15 protein-coding genes are annotated in these 16,519 nt (G+C 74.0%); 4 read left to right on the forward strand and 11 right to left on the reverse strand.

Annotated elements, in window-relative coordinates; genetic code table 11:
* The 5 genes from ABD284_RS24050 to ABD284_RS24070 form a co-directional block, all read right to left on the reverse strand.
* Complete coding sequence (locus ABD284_RS24050) at positions 1–1,443, reverse strand: NAD-dependent malic enzyme (protein ID WP_344148109.1); 1,443 nt, start codon at positions 1,441–1,443, stop codon at positions 1–3.
* Between the two features lie 311 nt (positions 1,444–1,754).
* Complete coding sequence (locus ABD284_RS24055) at positions 1,755–2,477, reverse strand: cytidylate kinase-like family protein (protein WP_344148111.1); 723 nt, start codon at positions 2,475–2,477, stop codon at positions 1,755–1,757.
* Between the two features lie 258 nt (positions 2,478–2,735).
* A complete protein-coding gene (locus ABD284_RS24060; protein WP_344148113.1) occupies positions 2,736–3,683 on the reverse strand; it encodes a tetratricopeptide repeat protein in 948 nt (315 codons plus the stop codon).
* 110 nt (positions 3,684–3,793) lie between these two features.
* On the reverse strand, positions 3,794–5,524 hold the full coding sequence (gene icmA, locus ABD284_RS24065; protein WP_344148116.1) for a coenzyme B12-dependent isobutyryl-CoA mutase large subunit: 1,731 nt from the start codon (positions 5,522–5,524) through the stop codon (positions 3,794–3,796).
* Between the two features lie 126 nt (positions 5,525–5,650).
* Positions 5,651–6,223 (reverse strand): MarR family transcriptional regulator, encoded by a 573-nt coding sequence (locus ABD284_RS24070; protein WP_344148119.1) that lies wholly within the window; start codon positions 6,221–6,223, stop codon positions 5,651–5,653.
* A gap of 167 nt (positions 6,224–6,390) precedes the next feature.
* On the opposite strand from ABD284_RS24070, the gene ABD284_RS24075 reads away from it, so the two are divergent.
* Positions 6,391–8,061: a glycosyl hydrolase family 18 protein gene (locus ABD284_RS24075; RefSeq protein ID WP_344148122.1), complete on the forward strand. Its 1,671-nt coding sequence runs from the start codon at positions 6,391–6,393 to the stop codon at positions 8,059–8,061.
* Positions 8,062–8,137: 76 nt separating this feature from the next.
* Here ABD284_RS24075 and meaB read toward each other — a convergent pair whose 3' ends face one another.
* The gene (gene meaB / locus ABD284_RS24080; RefSeq protein ID WP_344148125.1) at positions 8,138–9,082 is read right to left on the reverse strand and encodes a methylmalonyl Co-A mutase-associated GTPase MeaB; all 945 of its coding nucleotides are present in this window, start codon (positions 9,080–9,082) and stop codon (positions 8,138–8,140) included.
* Positions 9,083–9,287: 205 nt separating this feature from the next.
* Here meaB and ABD284_RS24085 point away from each other — a divergent pair, with 205 nt between their 5' ends.
* Complete coding sequence (locus ABD284_RS24085) at positions 9,288–9,701, forward strand: PPOX class F420-dependent oxidoreductase (RefSeq protein ID WP_344148128.1); 414 nt, start codon at positions 9,288–9,290, stop codon at positions 9,699–9,701.
* A 34-nt stretch (positions 9,702–9,735) separates the two neighbouring features.
* On the opposite strand, the gene ABD284_RS24090 is transcribed toward ABD284_RS24085, so the two are convergent.
* The 3 genes from ABD284_RS24090 to ABD284_RS24100 form a co-directional block, all read right to left on the reverse strand.
* Positions 9,736–10,347 carry a DinB family protein gene (locus ABD284_RS24090; RefSeq protein WP_344148131.1) on the reverse strand — a complete coding sequence of 204 codons (612 nt, stop codon included), beginning with the start codon at positions 10,345–10,347 and terminating at the stop codon, positions 9,736–9,738.
* 163 nt (positions 10,348–10,510) lie between these two features.
* A complete protein-coding gene (locus ABD284_RS24095; RefSeq protein ID WP_344148134.1) occupies positions 10,511–11,215 on the reverse strand; it encodes a carbon-nitrogen hydrolase family protein in 705 nt (234 codons plus the stop codon).
* 92 nt (positions 11,216–11,307) lie between these two features.
* Entirely contained in the window at positions 11,308–12,501 is a 1,194-nt protein-coding gene (locus ABD284_RS24100; RefSeq protein WP_344148137.1) for an acetyl-CoA C-acetyltransferase, read from the reverse strand.
* A gap of 84 nt (positions 12,502–12,585) precedes the next feature.
* Between ABD284_RS24100 and mce the strand changes: the two genes are divergently transcribed.
* The gene (gene mce / locus ABD284_RS24105; RefSeq protein WP_344148140.1) at positions 12,586–13,047 is read left to right on the forward strand and encodes a methylmalonyl-CoA epimerase; all 462 of its coding nucleotides are present in this window, start codon (positions 12,586–12,588) and stop codon (positions 13,045–13,047) included.
* 557 nt (positions 13,048–13,604) lie between these two features.
* On the forward strand, positions 13,605–14,945 hold the full coding sequence (locus ABD284_RS24110) for a DivIVA domain-containing protein (protein WP_344148143.1): 1,341 nt from the start codon (positions 13,605–13,607) through the stop codon (positions 14,943–14,945).
* Between the two features lie 209 nt (positions 14,946–15,154).
* On the opposite strand, the gene ABD284_RS24115 is transcribed toward ABD284_RS24110, so the two are convergent.
* Positions 15,155–15,892 (reverse strand): alpha/beta hydrolase, encoded by a 738-nt coding sequence (locus ABD284_RS24115; RefSeq protein WP_344148146.1) that lies wholly within the window; start codon positions 15,890–15,892, stop codon positions 15,155–15,157.
* An 88-nt stretch (positions 15,893–15,980) separates the two neighbouring features.
* Complete coding sequence (locus tag ABD284_RS24120; RefSeq protein WP_344148149.1) at positions 15,981–16,298, reverse strand: ATP/GTP-binding protein; 318 nt, start codon at positions 16,296–16,298, stop codon at positions 15,981–15,983.
* Positions 16,299–16,519: the final 221 nt, after the last annotated feature.

Here is a 16,519-nt window from a genome sequence, read left to right on the forward strand (position 1 = left end):
TCAGTCCGCGGTGCGGGCCCGCCCCCCGCCTCCGCGGCGCTCGGACCGCTGCGCCTGCTCGCGCAGCGCGGCGTCGCGTACGGCGGTGGCGACCTGGTGGGCCAGGTCGGGCTGGAAGACGCTGGGGACGATGTAGTGCGGGCCGAGCTCGTCGGCGGTGACCACGTCGGCGAGCGCCTTGGCCGCGGCCACCATCATGTCGGCGTCGACGTGGTCGCTCTGCGCGTCCAGCAGGCCGCGGAAGACCGCGGGGAACACCAGCACGTTGTTGATCTGGTTGGGGTAGTCGCTGCGCCCGGTGGCCACGACGGAGGCGTGCAGGTGGGCGACCTCCGGGTCGACCTCGGGGTCGGGGTTGGCGAGCGCGAAGATGATGGAGTCGTCGTTCATCTCGGCGATGTCGGCGCCGCCGAGCACGTTGGGCGCCGAGACGCCGATGAACACGTCGGCCCCGTCGACCGCGCCGCGCAGGTCGCCGGCGTAGCCCTCGGGGTTGGTGTTCTCGGCGATCCACGCCAGGTTGGGGTCGAGGTCGCCGCGGCCGGAGTGCACCGCCCCGTGCAGGTCGCAGACCACGACGTGCTTGGCTCCGGCGTGCATGAGCAGCTTGAGGATGGCGGTGCCCGCGGCACCGGCCCCCGACATCGCGATGCGGACCTCGCCGAGGTCCTTGCCGACCACGCGCAGCGCGTTGCGCAGGGCGGCGAGCACCACGATCGCGGTGCCGTGCTGGTCGTCGTGGAAGACCGGGATGTCCAGCAGGTCGCGCAGCCGCTCCTCGACCTCGAAGCAGCGCGGCGCGGAGATGTCCTCCAGGTTGATGCCGCCGAAGCCGGGCGCCAGCAGTTGGACGGTGCGCACGATCTCGTCCACGTCCTGGGTGTCCAGCGCGATGGGCCAGGCGTCGATGTCGGCGAAGCGTTTGAACAGCGCCGCCTTGCCCTCCATCACCGGCATGGCCGCCTGCGGGCCGATGTTGCCCAGGCCCAGCACCGCCGAGCCGTCGGTGACCACGGCGACGCTGTTGCGCTTGATGGTCAGCCGGCGCGCGTCGTCGGGGTTGGCGGCGATGGCCTGGGAGACCCGCGCGACACCCGGGGTGTAGGCCATGGACAGCTCGTCGCGGTTGCGCAGCGGCACCTTCGACTTCATCTCGATCTTGCCGCCGAGGTGCAGCAGGAAGGTGCGGTCGCTGACCTTGTGCACCGTGACGCCCTCGATCGCGCCGAGCGCGTCGACGATGGACTGGGCGTGGTCGGTGTCGCGGGCGGCGCAGGTGACGTCGATCCGGATGCGCTCGTGGCCCGCCGAGGCGACGTCCAGGGCGGTGATCACGCCGCCCACGTGCTCGACGGCGTTGGTGAGGCTGCCTACCGCGCTGCCGTGCCCGTCGAGCTCCAGGCGAATCGTAATCGAGTAGGAGACGCTGGGAAGGGTGGCCACGAAATGCTCCTTGCGAATCACGGATCTGCCGCGGGGCCGCCGTCGGCCTGCCGGCGGGGGAGGTACGGAGCAGGTCGGGCCGCGCGATCATGCTGCCTGGCACCGGCACCGGCCCGCGCCTCGGGGGAGGCGGGCGGCGGTTCGGGCCGCCGCGCGGACGGCGGCACCTGGCGCCCCTCTCATAGTGCCATCACCGGTGATCATTCTGCGCGCTTCACAGGTGAGAAAACGGACACGGAATCGTATTCGGTATCCATTGGAGTGACACGGACGAGCGCCGCCGCGGCCGCGGCCGGCGGGTGCCGCGGCGCTCAGGCGCGCCGGGCGCGCTCGCGGGCGAGCCGCTCGATCACGTCGGTGCAGGTCTCCAGCGGGACCGACGTGGTGTCCAGCACCGCGTGGTACAGCGCCGCCGAGGCCGGGTCGACCCGGTAGAAGCGGCGCACGTAGGCCGAGCGTGCGCGGTCGTTGTCGCGCAGGTCGCGCTTGGTCGGCGGGTTCCACCGCCCCTCGGCGCCGCTGCCGCCGGTACCGCCGGACTCGCCGCCGGCGGCGGAGCCGGTGCCCGGGCCCTGCTCGCGCAGCTCGGCCGCCTGCATCAGCCGCGCCTCGGGCGGCCCGTCGAGGCGCACGTGCAGCGCACCGGGGTGGTCGGCGAGCACGCAGGCGCCGGCGCGGCCGAGGATCACGCCGCCGGTCCGGGCGACCTCGCGGATGACGTCCTCGGTGCGCTCGACGAACTCCTGGTCGAAGAGCAGGTGCCCGCTGCCCTCGGCCGCGCGCACGTAGGTCATGTCGACGCTGCCCGGTGTGACCGCCGGCAGCCGCGCAGCCCCGGCCAGCAGGCGCTGCAGCCCGGTGGGCGCGCGGTCGTCGTGTTCGAGCACGTCCTGCAGGGTGCAGCCGATCTCGCCGGCGACCGCCGCGGGGATGGCGCGGTCCACGAAGGCGACGCCGAGCCGCGCCGCGAGCGCCGGGCCGATCACGCTGCCGCCGGCCCCGAAGGCCGCCGAAACCGTCACCACGTACGCCATCGCACTCACCCGCCCGGGTCCGGCCGGTGCCCGCAGTGCCGGGCACCCGTGCCTCGGTAGTACCCGCCGCAAAGCACGCGGCCACGTCGGGGCGGCGATCCTCCTGCGGTGCGGCCAGGAGCGAAGCGCAGGCCGAGCCGCGGGCGCACCGCGGCGCTCGCGCGCTCCCCGGCGGCGGACGGCGCGGCAGGGGCCGCCCGCCGCCGGGCGGAGGCGCAGCTCAGCGGGGCCTCCTCGGCCTGTTCCCGTCCGTCGGGATCAGAACAGCGCGGAGGTGAGGGCGCGCCGCGCCTTGCCCACGCGGGGGTCGCCCGGTGGCAGGACCTCGAACAGCGACAGCAGGTGCTGGCGCGCCCGGTCGCGGTCGTCGTCGGCGGTGCGGCGCACGGTGGCCACCAGGCGGTCGAAGGCGTCCTCGATGTTGCCGCCGTACATGTCGATGTCGGCGACGTCGATCTGGGCCTGCACGTCGGCGGGGTCGTCGGCGGCGGCCTTGCGGCGCTCGTTGCCGTCGAGGCTGCGGACGCGGCCGACCAGGCGGATGTGGGCGAGCTTGATCTTGGCCTCGGCGTCCTGGGGGTCGGCCTCGACCGCCTTGGCGTAGACGGCCTCGGCGGCCTCGAAGTCGCCGCGCTCAAGCGCCTCCTGGGCCTCGGCGTCGGCGGGGCTCTGCTCGCCGGCGTCGGCGCCCTCCTGGTCCTCATCGGCCTCCTGGGGCTCGCCCAGGCCGCTGTACTCCTCGGGCAGCACGCCCTGCTGGCGCAGGCCTTCGAAGATCTGGCTCAGCCAGTCGCGCAGCTGGTCGTAGGTGGCCGGGCCGCCCGGGCCGGGCACGACCTGGCCGCCGATCACCATGGCGATGGTGGGCACCGCCTGGACGCGCATGGCCTGGGCGATCTCCGGGCTGGCCTGCACGTCGACCTTGGCGACCGCCCATTGGCCGCCGGCTTCGACCGCCAGCCGGTCCAGAGCCCGCTCGACCTGGTCCGACTGCTCGGAACGCGACTGGAGAACCGCGAGGACGACGGGTGCGCTCATCGAGCGCTCCAGAACCTCCTGCTGGAAGTTCTCCTCGTTGATGTCGATGGCGTAGGGATTGGCGCTGCCGGACGACGCCTCGGCCTGCCGCTTGGCCTCGCGTTCCAAGGCCGCCTTGCGAGCTCCGAGGTCGACCGCGCTCTGCATGGAGAAGTCCGAAGGCTGCATACCTCCATCCTGCCGCATAGCGCGGGGCGCCGGTGAAGGTTGTGGACGGCGGGCCGCCGCCCCGCGCGATCAGGGCCGCGCGCGGTGCCGCCCGCCGGGCCCCGCCGGCGTCACAGGTGCGGCTTCTCGGTGTAGGTGCCGAACTCCTCGCCCATGGTGCCGCAGATCTCGCCGAGGGTGGCCTCGGCGCGGACGGCGTCGAGGATGACCGGTATCAGGTTGGGGCGTGCGGGGTCGCGGACCGCCCCGAGCAGGTCGGCCAGCGCCTTGTCGACGGCCGCGCCGTCCCTGCGCTCGCGGCGCTCGGCCAGCACCCGATTCTGCTCGCGCTCGATCTCGTGGCTGATCCGCAGGGTCTCGACCTCGCCGGTGACCGAGGCGGTGTGGGCGTTGACGCCGACGATGCGCTTCTCGTCCTTCTCCAGGGCCTGCTGGTACTGGAAGGCGGACTCGGCGATCTCGGAGGTGAACCACCCGTTGTCGATCCCGGCGAGGATGCCCGAGGTGATGGGGCCGATGGCGTGGTCGGCGCCGGCTCCCCCGCCCATGCCCTCGATACGCTCGAAGATGCGCTCGGCCTCGGCCTCCAGGCGGTCGGTCAGCGCCTCGACGTAGTAGGAGCCGCCCAGCGGGTCGGCGACGTTGACGACCCCGGTCTCCTCGCGCAGGACCTGCTGGGTGCGCAGCGCGATCTCGGCGGACCGCTCGGTGGGCAGCGCGAGGGTCTCGTCCAGGGCGTTGGTGTGCAGCGAGTTCGTGCCGCCCAGCACCGCCGAGAGCGCCTCGACCGCGGTGCGCACGACGTTGTTGTAGGGCTGCTGGGCGGTGAGCGAGACCCCGGCGGTCTGGGTGTGGAAGCGCAGCCACTGGGCGCGCTCCTGGTCGGCGCCGAAGCGGTCGCGCATCCAGCGCGCCCAGATCCGTCGGGCGGCGCGGAACTTCGCGATCTCCTCGAAGAAGTCGACGTGGGCGTCGAAGAAGAACGACAGGCCGGGCGCGAACCGGTTGACGTCCAGCCCGCGGGAGAGGCCCAGCTCGACGTAGCCGAAGCCGTCGGCGAGGGTGAACGCCAGCTCCTGGGCGGCCGTGGCTCCGGCCTCGCGGATGTGGTAGCCCGACACCGACAGCGGCTTGAACGCGGGCACGTTCTCGCCGCAGTACTCCATCAGGTCGCCGATGAGGCGCAGGTGCGGCTCCGGCGGGTAGAGCCACTCCTTCTGCGCGATGTACTCCTTGAAGATGTCGGTCTGCAGGGTGCCGTTGAGCACGGAGGTGTCGGCGCCCTGGCGCTCGGCGGCGACCAGGTACATGCAGAAGACGGGGATGGCCGGGCCGCTGATGGTCATGGACGTGGTGATCTCGGCCAGCGGAATGGCGTCGAAGAGCACCTCCATGTCCGCGGCCGAGTCGACCGCCACACCGCAGTGGCCGACCTCGCCCAGTGCGAAGGAGTGGTCGGAGTCGTAGCCCATGAGCGTGGGCATGTCGAAGGCCACCGAGAGCCCGCCGCCGCCGGACTCCAGGATCATCCGGTAGCGCTCGTTGGTCTGGCTCGCGTTGCCGAACCCGGCGAACTGGCGGATGGTCCAGGGCCGCCCGCGGTAGCCGGTGGCGTAGAGCCCGCGGGTGAAGGGGAACTCCCCCGGCCAGCCGATCCGCTCGAAACCGGGGACCTCGGCGCCCTCCGGGGGTCCGTAGACGGGGTCGAGGGGCTGCCCCGAGATGGTGGTCCTGGCCTCGGGCGCGGCACTGCCCCGCCCGCCGGACCCGGGGGTGCGCGCGGCGTCGTAGCGCGCCTGCCAGCGGGCGCGGCCCGCAGCGATGTCTTCAGGGTTGGCCATACCCCAATAGTAGGACGTCCAACTAAAGATGCATAGAGCCTTCGACCGGCCGCCGATCACCCACTCCCGCGCACCCGGGCCGAGCGGTGAGCCGGTGCGCCGGGACGCCGCGGAACAGGCGGGTGCTCAGTGCGCCGGGCCGGCGTCCGCTTCGGGCGGCGGGCGCTCGGACGGGGTCCGGTCGCGGCGCTGGGCGGCCGGGAAGTCGCCGAACTCGACGCGGAGCTTGGCGAAGACGGAGTGGATCTGCCAGGCCTCCTCGTCGGAGTAGCAGTCCAGCCCGAAGTCCATGGCGACCAGGTCGCGGGTGGCCTGCTCGACGACCTCGCGGCCGCTGCCGGTGATCTCGGCGAGGGTGCCGCGGCCGTCGCTGGGGTTGGGCAGGCGGCGGACGAAGCCCTGGCGCTCCAACCGGTCGATGGTGTTGGTCACACTCGTGGGGTGCACCATCAGGCGCTCGCCGATTTTGCCCAGGGGCAGTGCGCCCGTCGAGCTGAAGGTGAGCAGCACCAGCGCCTCGTAGCGCGCGAAGGTCAGCGCGTAGGGCTTCAGCGCGGTGTCGAGCTGGCCGATGAGGATCTGCTGGGCACGCATGATCGAGGTGACGGCGGCCATCGACGGGTTGGCGCCCCACCGGCGCGTCCAGTTGTCGTGCGCGCGCTCGATGGGATCGAACGGGAGATTCAGCGGGTTGCCCACGCCGACACTGTACCGACCCGTAGGAGCCGCGTACTCGGGCGAAGCGCCCCTCCGCCGCGGCCGGCCGCCCGCGCCCGGCGCGCAGTGCACAACCCTCTTGCTCGCATATAAATCGGTAGTTAAGTTTCCTAATAAATATCCCCCGCCCGGACGGAGCGAGCGCACCCATGGCAACCCCCCGCTACCGACCTCCCGCACGGCTCGCCGCGGCGGCCGCCGTCGTCCTCGCCGCCCCACTCCTAGCGGCCGCGCAGGCGGCGACGGCCGAGGCCGACACCGCGACCGGGCGACTCACGGTCACCCAGGTCGAGAACGCCCGCTGGCCCGGCGGCTACCAGGCCCAGATCACCGTCGCCAACGGCACCGGGGCCCCGGTGAGCGACTGGACCGTCGAGTTCTCCCTGCCCGAAGGCGCGCAGGTCGGCCACATGTGGAACGCGGACCTGAACAGGGGCTCCGGCGGCTACACCGCAACCCCGCCCGCCTGGGGCGCCGCGATCCCCGCCGGCGAGAGCTACACGTTCGGCTACAACGGCGACCTCTCCGGCCGCGACACCGACTTCACCGCCTGCACGGTCAACGGCTCGCCGTGCTCCGGCCACGACTACCGCCAGGTGGGCTACTTCACCCAATGGGGCGCCGCCGACCGCGGCTACCTCGTCGAGGACCTCGTCGCGAGCGGGCAGGCGGAGCGCCTCACCCACCTCAACTACGCGTTCGCCAACCTGGACGAAGACGGCCGCTGCTTCATGTCCGACGAAGAGGGCCGCGGCGACGCCTACGCGGACTACGGCCGGGCCTACTCCGCCGCCGAGTCCGTCGACGGGGTCGCCGACACCCCCGGCCAGCGGCTGCGCGGCAGCTTCAACCAGCTCCGCGAGTTGAAGGAGCGCTACCCCGGGCTGCGCGTGAGCATCGCCATCGGCGGCTGGGCCTGGTCGGACCACTTCTCCGACGCGGCACTGCCCGAGAACCGCGAGGCCGCCGTGGAGTCCTGCGTCGACATGTTCCTGCGCGGCGACCTGCCCCGGCTCAACGGAGCCGGCGGCAAGGGCTCCGCGGCCGGCCTGTTCGACGGCATCGACCTCGACTGGGAGTGGCCCGCCACCCCCGGCGAACCCGGCAACGCGGTCCGCCCCGAGGACAGGGAGAACTTCACCGCCCTGGTCCGGGAGTTCCGCGACCGGCTCGACGCGCTGGAGCGCCGGAACGGCCGCGAGTACGACCTGACCGCCTTCGTACCGGCGAACACCGGCGCCATCGAGGCCGGCTACGAGGTCGACGAACTGGCCGAGGAGTTCACCTTCATGAACGTCCAGGGCTACGACTTCACCGGCGCGTGGAGCCCGACCACCGGACACCAGTCCAACGTCCGGGTCCCCGACGGCGACCCCTCCGCGGCGCCGCGCAGCTACGAGACCGTCGTCCAGGAGTACCTCGACCGCGGGGCCGAGCCCGGGAAGCTGGTCATGGGCGTGCCGTTCTACGGCCGGGGCTGGACCGGTGTACAGCCCGGCGCGCGCGGCGACGGGCTGTGGAGCGAGGCCGGCGGCGCGGCCCCCGGCGAGTGGGAGGCCGGCTTCAACGACTACGAGGTACTCAAGGAGTACGCCGAAATGGACGGCTTCGAGCTCTACCGCGACGAGCGGGCGGGGACCGCCTGGCTCTACGACGGCACCGAGTTCTGGAACTTCGACGACCCGGAGGCCGTCGCGCAGAAGGCCGCGTGGGCGCGCGAGGCCGGGCTCTCCGGTGTCATGGCCTGGTCGCTGGACGGCGACGACGACCGGGGCAGCCTGCTTGAGGCGGTCGACGGGCAGCTGAACGGCCGGGGCTGAACCCGCCGCCGGCCGGGGGCCGGCCGAGGGCTCGCAGGCCCTCCGGCCGGCCCCTCCCGCGCGCTTCGCGGCCGCGTCAGGCCTCCAGCGCCGCCAGCACGGTGTCGGCCGCCGCGTAGGGGTCCGCACCGGCGGCCACCTCGTCGGCGAGCTTGTCCAGCGCGGCGTGGCCGCGGACGTCGGCGAGCCGGCGGGTGAGCTCTCCCATCGCGATGCCCTCGATCTCGCGCCGGGCGCGGTCGCGGCGCCGCGCGCGCAGTCCGCCCGAGGCGCGCAGGTGCTCGGCGTGCTCATCGAGACGCTGGAGGAGGTCCGCCACGCCCTCGCCGTCGGCGGCGGCCATGCTCACCACCGGCGGCTTCCACTCGTCCGGCTCCCTGTCGATCTGGGCGACCATCTGGCGCAGGTCGCGCACGGCCGCCCGCGCGCCTTCGCGGTCGGCCTTGTTCACGGCCAGGACGTCGGCGACCTCCAGCACCCCGGCCTTGCCCGCCTGGACTCCGTCGCCCATGCCGGGTGCCGACAGCACGACCGTGGTGTCGGCGTGCGCGGCGATGTCGACCTCCGCCTGGCCCACGCCGACGGTCTCGACGAGCACCACCGAGAACCCGGCGGCGTCGAGGATCCGCAGGGCGTGCGGCGCCGCCCACGACAGCCCGCCGAGGTGTCCGCGGGTGGCCATCGACCGGATGTAGACACCGGGGTCGGTGGCGTGCTCCTGCATGCGCACCCGGTCGCCGAGCAGGGCGCCGCCGGTGAAGGGCGAGGAGGGGTCGACGGCCAGCACCGCCACGCTGTCACCGCGTTCGCGCAGCGCCTTGGCCAGTGCGCTGGTCGAGGTGGACTTGCCCACGCCGGGGGCGCCGGTCAGCCCGACGATCCGGGCGCTCCCGGTGTGCGCGGCGAGGCCGGAGACGATCTCCCTCAGCTCGGGCGCGGACTCCTCCACCAGCGAGATCGCCCGAGCGAGGGCCCTGCGGTCCCCCTCCAGCACCCGCTTGACCAGGTCGCCGACCTCCATCGGTCTCCCTCCGCGCTCGCCGCACTCCTTCGGACGTCCAAGTATCGCAACCGCCGGTCCCCCGGCGCACGCTCCCCCGCCTTCCGGTCTCCGCCGCCTGCCGGGCCCCGGCCGCGGGCGGCGCGCAACGGGCCCGGGTCCGGGCCGCGCGCCCGCGCGAGCGGTACGCTCCGATCGAGTCCCCGACGAGGAGGAGCGCGGGCCCATGGCCTTCACCGGTGACGAAGCGGCGTACCTGCGCGAGCACCCGATGGGCCGCCTGGCGACGGTCGCCGGCGACGGAGGTCCCGACGTGGTCCCCGTCGCCGTGGAGTTCGACGGCACGCACCTGTGGGTCGGAGGCGGCTCCACCGTCGTGCGCACGCGCAAGTTCCGCAACGTCGCCGCCGGCAACGACAGGGTGGCCCTGGTCGTGGACGACATGGTGTCCTTCGACCCCTTCGTCGCGCGCGGCATCCGGATCTACGGCAGGGCCGAGCAGCCGTTCGAGCGCGTGGGGATGGTCGGGCCGGGAACCTACATGCGCATCACGCCGACCGTCTCGTGGAGCTGGAACCTCGCGGGCGAGCCGGTGGGCGAGACGTGGTACGAGCCGCGGCGCACCGTCCACGGCTGCTGAGCGGGCGGCCCCGGCAGGGCGCGGTCACCCCCGCTCACCCCCCGTCGCCGGTCCTGCCGTCGGTCTGCTCCCGGAGGATGTCGGCGTGACCAGCGTGGCGGGCGGTCTCCTCGATCATGTGCAGCAGGATCCAGCGCAGCGACAGCCGCTCAGCCTCCTCGTGCCCGAACACGTGGTCGAGGCCGAACCGGGCGGCGGTCTCGCGGGACCGGGCGCACTCGCGCTCGTAGTCGGCCGTCAGCGACGCGAGCGTCGCTTCGGCGGGGACGTCCCAGGTGTCGTCGGCGGTGTCGAGCGGCAGCTCCAGCTCCGCCGCGGAGCGTCCGCCGACGACGCGCTGGAACCAGTTGCGCTCCACGAGGGTCAGGTGGCGCAGGAGTCCCGCCACGGTGGTGCGGGAGGGCACCAGCCGGCGGCGCGCCTGCTCCTCGGTCAGCCCGCGGGCCTTGTCCGCGACGACCCGGCGCAGATAGTCCAAAAACGCCTCCGCGGTCTCGCGCTCGGCGCCCACGGCCCGGGCCAGCACGGCCCGCTGCGCCTCGCGCAGGGCGCGGTCGTCGGCGGGCGCCGCGCCGCCGCCCTCCGCCTGCGGGGCGGCGGCGCCTGCCGGAGCGTCGGGACCGGGGTCTGAAGAGGGTTCGTCCATACCGGGAACCTACGCAAGCGCGTCCGATCGCCGGAACCCCGCCGGGGTGCGGAAGCACGGCCGGAAGCGGCCTCTCGGCGGCCCGGAGCGCCGGCGCCGCCCACCGGTCCCCCGGCATATCGCCCCTCGGCCCCGGCCCCGGTCCCGGCCGTGGCCGGCCCGGTCAGGCCAGCACGGTGCGGACGATGACGCCGGCGTCGGGCCCTGCCTGGGCGGCGACGGCTCCGCCGGGCCGCCAGACCCCCGATCGCCCCAGCGTGTGGGAGTAGCCGCCGCCGGTCGGTCCGGCGAAGCTGCTGACGGCGACCCACATCCCGTGCTCGGCGGCGGCGCGCGCGGCGCGCTCCTGCTGGACGGCCGCGTCGCCTGCGTGCTCGACGGTGGCCGCCGCGTAGACGACGGCGCCGAGTGCGGCGGTGCCGGCGGCGTGCGCGGCCACGCCGAAGTCCTTGCAGATCGCCAGGCCGACGCGGCGGCCGTCCACATCGAGCACAGCGGGCCCGGTGCCGGGCGCGAACCGCTCGGGCTCGGCGCCGCCCAGCCACGTCTTGCTGTAGACGTGCGCGGCCCCACCGCCGTCGACCGCCAGCATCGCGATGTGCTCGGCGCCGTCCTCGCCCCGCACGGGAGCGCCCACCAGCGCGGTCGCGCCCGCCCGGTCGCACGCCTGCACGATCGGCAGCAGCCGCGCGTCGCCGGGCGCGACCGGCGGCGCGTCCAGCTCGTAGCCGGTCAGCGACATCTCCGGGAACACCACGACGCGGGCGTCCGCGGCGCGGACCGCCTCGGCGTGCACCCCGGCGTTGGCCGCCACGGCGCGCGGCTCGCACACGGGCTGGGCGACCGCGATGACCAGCGGATCGCGCACCGGTCCGCCCCCTTTCCGGGTTTCGGGCCCACACTCGTTCCGCCGGGCGGGCGGCCGACGGCTCCCTCCGGCCGCCGCGGCCCGTCGGCCCCTCAGGCCCCGGGGACCTCGAACAGCAGCGCGTCGCCCTGCCCTCCGCCGCCGCACAGGGCGGCCGCGCCCAGGCCGCCGCCGCGACGCCGCAGCTCGTGCACCAGGTGCAGGGCCAGCCGCGCGCCGGACATGCCGATCGGGTGGCCCAGGGCGATGGCGCCGCCGTCGGGGTTGACCTTGTCGGAGTCCTCGGGCAGGCCGAGGTCGCGCATGGACTGCACGGCGACGCTGGCGAACGCCTCGTTGATCTCGATCAGGTCCAGGTCGGCCGCCTGGGCGCCGGCCTTGCCCAGCGCGTGGCGGACGGCGTTGGAGGGCTGCGACTGCAGCGCGTTGTCGGGCCCGGCGACGTTGCCGTGCGCGCCCACCTCGGCGAGGATCTCGCAGCCCAGCTCCTCGGCCTTGGCCCGGCTCATCACGACCAGGGCGCAGGCGCCGTCGGAGATCTGCGAGGAGGTGCCGGGTGTGATGGTGCCGGCGTCATGGAAAGCGGGGCGCAGCCGGGCCAGGCTCTCGGCGGTGGTGTCGGGGCGCACGCCCTCGTCCTCGGTGACCAGCCGGTCCTCGCCCTTGCGCTGCGGAACGCGCACCGGCGCGATCTCGGCCTCGAAGCGGCCGTCCTTGATCGCGGCGGCCGCCCGCTGGTGCGATCGCGCGGCGAAGGCGTCCTGCTCGGGGCGCCCGATGCCCAGGCGGGCGTTGTGCCGCTCGGTCGAGGCGCCCATGGAGTCGCCGTCGAAGGCGTCGGTCAGCCCGTCGTGCGCGGTGGCGTCGAGGACCTCGACCGAGCCGTACTTGTAGCCGCTGCGCGCCTTGGGCAGCAGGTGCGGCGCGTTGGTCATCGACTCCATGCCGCCCGCGACGACCACGTCGAACTCGCCCGCTCCGATGAGCTGGTCGGCGAGAGCGACGGCGTCCAGCCCCGACAGGCACACCTTGTTGATGGTCAGCGACGGCACGCTCATCGGGATGCCGGCCCCCACGGCCGCCTGGCGCGAGGGGATCTGGCCCTGACCGGCCTGGAGCACCTGGCCCATGACGACGTAGTCGACCCGGTCGCCGCCGATCCCGGCCCGCTGCAGCGCGGCCTCGATCGCAAGCGAACCGAGCTGCACGGCCGAGAATTCGGAGAGCGACCCGAGCAGGCGCCCGATCGGGGTCCGTGCTCCACTGACGATGACGGATCCGGGCATTGGCGAGCCTCCGTTGCGTTCCTGTCCGACCTCGTCTGCCACGATACATATGCGTCGTTCGGCGGATTCTCGGAGGTGGAGCCAGTGCTGACCCGGATCGACCACGTCGGCATCGCCTGTTTCGACCTGGATGCGACCGCGGACATGTACCGGCGGGTGCACGGCTTCGAGGTCGCGCACGAGGAGGTCAACGAGGAGCAGGGGGTGCGTGAGGCGATGCTGCGGGTGAACGGCACCGACGACGGCCACGCGACCTACCTGCAGCTGCTTGAGCCGGTGCGCGAGGACTCCCCGGTCGCCAGGTTCCTGGCGCGGCACGGTGAGGGCGTCCACCACATCGCCTTCGGCACCGGCGACGTGGCCGGCGCGGCGGCGGAGATCGGCGCCAAGGGGGTGCGCGTCCTCGACGAGGCTCCGCGCCCGGGGTCGATGGGCTCGTCGATCACGTTCCTGCACCCCAAGGACTGCGGCGGGGTGCTCACCGAGCTGGTGCAGGCGGCCGGCGGCAGCGGCGGGGCGCACCGCGAGGCGGGCACCGCGGAGTAGGCCCCGGCGGAGAGGGACGCCGGATCGGCCGGGCCGCCCGCACGCGGGCCGCGATCCTACGAAAACGCCCGTTATGCTGGTGCCGCGGCCGCGGGGCGTGCCTTCGCCGCGGCGGCGCCGGTGCGCGGTCCGCGCACCGCTGCGCAGCGCAACGGAACCGTCACATCCGCTATCGTCCCACGTCCCGCCCTCCGATTGCCCCGAGCCCCCGATCCGTATGCCGCAAACCCTCCTCTGCGGGGCGTTGAGCTTGATAAAGTCTGCTAGCTACCGGGACTTCCGGTACACACCGTCCCCTGCCCGTCGCGGCTCGCCGAGCCGGGCAAGCTGCGCAGAGCGTCCTCTTCCGTCGGTAAGGCTCCTTCGCTCCGCATTCCGTACCAATGGAGCGAACTCGCCCACAGACGCGTGGTTCCCGGAGTACCCTCCCCGGGAGTAGCTCGCGAAACCGCTGGATCGTGGCGAGAGGAGCGGCCGCAGGCGCCGGGCCGCACGCCCCCGACTCGACACGAACACCCGTAAGTAGCCGTCTCGTCACTCGTTCAGGATTCCGCCACATGTCGTCGTCCGATATTGAAGCCCAGCTGACCAATTTCTTCGAGGAAGGCAACCAGGCCACCGAGTTCGACGTGGTCCTGCGCGGTTACGACCGGCAGCAGGTGATGAGCTTCGTCGACCAACTCAAGACCGAGCTCCAGCAGGCAAAGGAAGAGGCCGAGCAGGGTCGGCACGACCTCTCCGAGGCCAAGCGCCAGCTGCAGGAGCAGGAGCGTCCCACCTACTCCGGACTCGGCGCGCGCATCGAGCAGCTGCTCCGCCTCGCCGAGGAGCAGGCCACCGAGCTCGTCCAGGGCGCCCGCGCCGAGGCCAACGACATCAAGTCCGAGGCCAAGATCGAGGCCGCCGAGATGCGCTCGGCCGCCGAGAACGAGGCCAACGACCTGCGCACGACGGCCCAGCGCGAGGCCGACGAGATGCGCTCCTCCGCCGAGTCCGAGTCGGAGGAGATCCGCACCACGGCGCAGCGCGAGGCCGACGAGCTGACCTCCACCACCGAGCGCGAGGTGCAGAAGAAGCGCTCGGCCGTCGACCACGAGATCGCCGAGAAGCGGGCGACCTTCGAGGGCGAGATCGCCAAGCTGCGCACCACCACCGAGCGCGAGTGCGCCCAGGCGCGCGCCTCGGCCAAGCGCGAGCGCGACGAGACCCTGCAGACCGCTAAGCGCCAGGCCGACGAGATGCGCGCCCAGGCCCAGCGCACGCTCGAGGAGAGCGAGGCCAAGCGGGCTCAGGAGGAGGCCGAGTTCGAGATCCAGCTGGCCGGCCGCCGCGAGGAGGCCGAGCGCCAGGACGCCGAGCGCCTGGCCGCCGCGCAGGCCGCGACGCAGAAGCTGGTCTCGGAGGCCGAGGAGCGGGCCGCCAGCGCCGAGCAGCGGGCCACCAAGGCCAGCAACCAGGCCGAGCAGACCCGCCGCGAGGCCGAGCAGCACGCTAAGCAGCTCGTGGCCAACGCCAAGAAGAACTCCGAGCAGATCTCGGCCGAGGCCAAGTCCAAGGCCGACCACATGGTCAGCGACGCCAAGGCCGAGGCCGACCGCATCATGACCATCGCCCAGCAGGAGGTCGAGGAGAAGAGCCGCCAGCGCGACAGCATCCAGTCGCACCTGGACCAGCTTCGCCAGCTGCTGGGTGCGGGCGGCGGGGACCCCGCGGCCGCCGCACCGCCGGCTCCGGCTCCCGCTCAGGTGGCCGCCTCCGAGCCGGCGCCGGCCATCGAGTCGCAGCAGGGCGGCGAGCAGCAGGCCCAGCAGCGCTCGGGCGGCGAGGCCGCCAAGCAGCCGGTGGGTGCCGCATCCGGCGCCAAGGCCGAGGACGACGAGGACTGGTGGCAGGAGTAGCCGCCCGGTCGTCGGGCCGCCAGGGCGCGGCCCGGCGGCAGTCGGCACCGCAGTAGCGGAAGGCCCCGGCACGCCGGAACGATCCGGGGGCCGGGGCCTTCTCGTGTGCCGGGGCCGCCCGGCGCACGCCTCGGCTGCGGCGGCTCAGGCGCGGCGGCCTGCGGCCGCTCCCGCGCGGCGGTGCCCGTCCCGCACGGGCTCGGCCGGGCTCAGCCGGAGAAGGCGTCGCGCTCGTAGGGGCCGTCCCACTCCACGGGCAGCGGCGCGGCCTCGGGCGCCACGCGCTCCACGACGGTGTTGAGCACGGTGCGGACGTAGGGCTCGCCCACCCACAGGTGCTTGGCGCCCTCGACTCCGATCACCTCGGCCCGGCCGACGCGCGCGAAGCGCTTGCGGGCCTCCTCGGGGCGGAGGTAGTCGTCGAACTCCGGTACCAGCGCGACGAGCGGCTTGCCGGAGCGGTCCCAGGCGTCCAGGTCGGCCTCGCCCGCCCGGTGCAGCGGCGGCGACAGCAGGATCGCGCCCTCGACCTCCGGGTCGCAGCCCCATTTCAGCGCCAGCTCGGTGCCGAAGGACCAGCCCAGCAGCCAGGGGCGGGGCAGGCCCTCGAACTCGGCGTACTCGATCGCGGCGGCCACGTCGTAGCGCTCGGCCTCGCCCTCGCCGAACTCGCCCTGGCTCCTGCCGTGCCGGGACGCGGTGCCGCGCGTGTTGAAGCGCAGCACGGCGGTGCCCGCCAGCGCCGGCAGCCGAAAGGAGGCCTTGCGCAGCACGTGGCTGTCCATCATGCCCTCGGCGGTGGGCAGGGGGTGCAGGCACACGATCGTGGCGACGGGCTCGCGGTCCTCGGGCAGGGCGAGCTCGCCGACGAGCTCCAGGCCGTCGGCGGTGTGCAGGGTGACGGGGCGGCGCTCGGCGGGCAGCACCGTGGTGGCGCGGATCTGCATGGTCCCTCGGTTCACGGACGGGGTGGCGGGGCGGCGCCGGCGCGGCCGGCGGTGCGCCGGTCCCGCCGCACCGCGGGGGTGGCGGGAGTCAGCGCCGCGGGAACCGGACGCCGCGGCTGGTCCGGTGCTCCCAGCAGGAGCTGTGCCAGTGGCGGCGGTCATCGCCGCCGCCGAACGGCCGCCAGGCCACGACGTGCGGCACGGCCGGCGGGATCTCCTGGTAGCAGCCCGGGCAGCGGTAGGTCTTGGTCGCGGCGGACCCGCTGATGCGGCGCACGGCCCACTCGCCGTCGGGGCCGGTCTCGCGGCGCTCGGCTCCGGTGATGCGCTGGAAGACCTCGTCGTCGCCGCCGGGCGGACGGCTCTGCCCGTTGCGGCGGCGAGGGCTGTTGCGGCGCGGACTCACCCTTCCAGGGTAGGGGCAGCCGCCCGCCGCGACCCACCCGGCCCGCGGCCCGACAGGAGCGCGCGCCCGCCGGCGCCGGTGCCGCCCGGGCGTACTCGATGGCCCGCTGTCCTCCTGCGCGGCGCCCCGGCCCCCCTCCCGCCGCGTTGCCGCCCGCCGGGCAGGGACCCGCCCCGGGTCCCTGCCCGGCCGTGCGAGAGCGGCAGCGGCCCCTCTCGCAG

Source organism: Streptomonospora arabica (assembly GCF_039531585.1).
Taxonomy (GTDB): domain Bacteria; phylum Actinomycetota; class Actinomycetes; order Streptosporangiales; family Streptosporangiaceae; genus Streptomonospora; species Streptomonospora halophila.